Here is a 3397-nt window from a genome sequence, read left to right as displayed (position 1 = left end):
CTGCAACCGGGACTTCAGACTAACAATGCGAACCTGCGTCGCTGCGCTCCGACTGCCTGTCCAAGTGAGCGTGGAATGAGTGTCCAAATGATCGTGGGCTGAGTGTCCAAGTGTCGTGGAATCCGCAAACGACAGCGATGCTTGAGCCAATAACCCCAGCTCATTCGATTGTCAGCCGCCAACACTTCAAAACAACTGCCGATGTCGAAATCGATCTTCGTGACTTCGTTATGCCGACTTTCCAGCGTGCGCTTTTTCGACTCGAGCATTTCCAGATCCTGCAATGCAGGAGGGCTGTGTAGAACAAGGGTTAGGTCTAGGTCGGAAACTCCCGGTACGGCGTCGCCTCTGGCGACACTGCCATAAATATAAATGCCGTCCAGCAGAGGTTCCGACCGAGTGAGTGTCATGCAAACGTCCACCAGTAAATCTTGAAACTGAGGCTGTATCTCGACGTTGGACACGGAGAGGATATAACCGTCTGCGTCGATGCCACGAGGATGGAGTTGCTCCATGAAGCCTTCCGTGAGCTGTGTTCCGAGATAGCAGAACTAATAGTGTGAACGGCTAGCCCCCCTTACCGACAACACAAACAACCGCTGACCACCGGCTTATCGGGGTCGTTTTCGAGAAATGTGACCACGACTTCCATGCCCGTCCGGGGCGGCCCAATCTCACAACGCCAATCGGAGGCCGCCTTTAGCCAACAACGACTCTTGTCGTCAAATCTATCTTCGCGGTCCCAGGGGAACTTGACCTTGATCCGCCCGAAGCGCCGATCACTCTGGCTCCCCTCGTCTTCTAGAGCGACGACTACAGCGCTCTGGAGGCTTGGCACCAGAGGTTTCTTGTGAGCCAACGGCGGACGATAGGAAACATCCCACGGAAGAACGATAAAGCGGTTGCGGTAACCCTGATGAAAGCCATCTTCGCTCCCAGTGTGGTCACTGGCGACGTTCTCACCCCATTCCTGTGGTTGCCGGCCTTCGTGGATGACCTGGGTCAGTAGCCATAGGGTGTTCCAATCTTGGCGCGGATGGCCTGAGATTTCCAGCACATGCCCGCTGACTAACCGAGTCTGGTCACTTTGCCCCTCAGCTTGTCGATAGGCCGCATGGCGGCGCTCCATAGTACGAAGACGTATCTGTTTGCCGTGCTCATGACCGGTCAAACGCTCCGGCCTGTCATCTTTTTCAATGTCCAGCTGTTGCTCGGAATTATTGCGGTGCGAGATACGACTGGTGAGCTGTCCCAAACGCAAGTTGATGCGTTTGATCAGTGGCTCGTTGGCCACCCTATCGCGCTCATGCTTATAAGCGGTGGGTTGCCCAACCCGAGGGAAAGCCGACTGATCATCGCCAAACACCAGCACGTGGCCTTGAGCACTGTGCTGAAAGTGAAAGTGGATACCCTCTTCTTCGCACAAGCGCTGAATAAAGTGCAAATCCGTTTCGTCGTACTGGGTGCAGTAGTCACGCTCGGGATAGGTCGCCTCTAGATGAAACCGATAGGCGTCGCCCAGAATACCGTGCTCTTCCAGTACCAAGGCAACGATTCTCGGCACCGAGAACTGTTGATAGATCCGATGGTTGATGCGGTGGCGCAAGTAGGACAGGTGCGGTACGAGGGCCAGCGTCAAACGCTGACCGTTGCTGCTTTGAGCGATGTGGTAGACCCGCCCATGAATGCCGTTGCCCTTCGAGTCGAAGGTCAGAAAAGCCTCTACGTCGAAGAGGCTGTCGAGATCCAGGTCAGGCTGCTCGCTAACAAACTCCACGCTAAAGAAATAAGGCCTGCTGATAGCCTCCTTCCCAGTGAATGCGAGCACTTGAAAAGCTTGCTCAAAACCGTCGATTGTCAAACTGAAGTGCGTTTGATTGGTTGGATTGAACATCCGCTGTTCTCTTTTTACATAGTCGGCGCAATGAACCGAAAAACTCCAGGTAATGCTGGACTGATGAATAAACAGGTATAACCCACCCGCCCAGCGCCCCTGTATATTGGTGTTTGCGTCTTACTTTCCAGACAGACAGCTCAAGTCAGATCACACACCACTCTTCACTTTGGTCCAGATCCGCGTGCGGATCCGCTCCAACTTCAATGGCAGTGGTTCAAGTGGAATAAGTGTTGCGACAGTTTTTTTGTCTGGATAAATCCAAGGGTTGTCTCGCAGCTTCTGCTCGACGAACTCAGCAGCATCCTTATTGGCGTTAGGGTATAGCGTGTGGTTTGAGGTCTTGGCAATAACTTCTGGTCGCATCATATAATTAATGAACGCCAGGCCTTCTTTGGGGTGGGGAGCATCTTTTAGCAGGACCAAATTCTCCGACCAGGCCAGCGCTCCTTCGCGAGGAAGGCTGTAGGCAATCTTGCGTCCAGTATTGGCCTTCTCGTTGATGGCCTGTGCGGCAAGGGCACCATTAGCCCATCCGACAACTGCACAAATATTGCCGTCAGCCAGGTCAGCGTCGATTCTGGAGGAGTCGAAATAGAGGACATAAGGGCGGATTTTCAACAGCAAGGCTTGGGCTTTCTGGTAATCATCCGGGTTCTTGCTGTTGCTAGGGAGGCCAAGGTAGTTCAAAGCAATCGAAATGATCTCACTTGGAGAGTCAAGCATTGCCACACCACACGACTGGAGCTTACTGATGTTTTCTTCTTTGAAGATCAGGTCCCAGCTATTCACCGGAGCACTATCACCCAGCGCACCCCTGACTTTGTCAACGTCATAACCAATGCCGGTAGTGCCCCATAGATAGGGCACAGCGTAGCGATTACCAGGGTCATTGACCGCGAGCTGGGACAAGAGATCAGGATCGATGTGTGAAAAGTTACTCAGTTGACTACGATCCAACGGCTGAAGGACTCCCGCCTGGATCAGGCTGGGCAACACATTGGAGGTCGCCACAACCACGTCATACCCGGTGCGCCCAGCCATGACTTTGCTCTGCATGATTTCGGCGCTGTCGAACGCGTCCATATGCACGCTCGTACCAGTTTCCTGCTCGAACTCCTTTGGCGTCTCCGGTGCGAGCAACCCGAACCAGTTATACAGATACATCTCGGGCTCTGCAGCCGCCACTGATGTGCTTATCCCTGCACAGAGAAGCGAGGCGGAAAAAATGGTTCGCAAATGTGACTTTCTCATGCAACATCCTTGTCAAGACGATATGCCCTCATGGCCATCGTAAACCTGGCAGTTAATATACCGGGTGTTACCGGATAGTAAATACCCACGAATACTTACCTTTGACCTGTCAATCCCTAACCCTAAGGATGGTCTGAAATAGCCGGATGTTTTCCGGCTATCGAGCCGTCAGTACTTTTCAAAAAACGACCCGCGTCGAAATTTGATCCATTTTCTTCATTTTTCAGCCCTTCCGGGCGCAGCAAGGCG

2 protein-coding genes and 1 pseudogene are annotated in these 3397 nt (G+C 53.0%); all 3 read right to left on the bottom strand.

From position 1 onward, the window contains the following. Window positions 1-128: 128 nt before the first annotated feature. A pseudogene (locus AACY31_RS28345) lies at window positions 129-515 on the bottom strand (nucleotidyltransferase domain-containing protein); the annotation flags it as partial. Window positions 516-577: 62 nt separating this feature from the next. Further along, window positions 578-1894 carry a type VI secretion system tip protein TssI/VgrG gene (gene tssI, locus AACY31_RS28340; RefSeq protein ID WP_339481155.1) on the bottom strand — a complete coding sequence of 439 codons (1317 nt, stop codon included), beginning with the start codon at window positions 1892-1894 and terminating at the stop codon, window positions 578-580. A gap of 150 nt (window positions 1895-2044) precedes the next feature. Then, window positions 2045-3148: a polyamine ABC transporter substrate-binding protein gene (locus AACY31_RS28335; RefSeq protein WP_339481157.1), complete on the bottom strand. Its 1104-nt coding sequence runs from the start codon at window positions 3146-3148 to the stop codon at window positions 2045-2047. Window positions 3149-3397: the final 249 nt, after the last annotated feature.

Source organism: Pseudomonas sp. RL_105y_Pfl2_101, assembly GCF_963970585.1.
Taxonomy (GTDB): Bacteria; Pseudomonadota; Gammaproteobacteria; order Pseudomonadales; family Pseudomonadaceae; genus Aquipseudomonas.
The sequence above is the reverse complement of the archived record's forward strand: the minus strand, read 5'-3'. Positions and strand labels throughout refer to the sequence as shown.

Excerpts from the sequence above, each read along its gene's own strand:
- AACY31_RS28335 (WP_339481157.1), bottom strand. The coding sequence starts at position 3,148 with ATGAGAAAGTCACATTTGCGAACCATTTTTTCCGCCTCGCTTCTCTGT.
- tssI (WP_339481155.1), bottom strand. The coding sequence starts at position 1,894 with ATGTTCAATCCAACCAATCAAACGCACTTCAGTTTGACAATCGACGGT.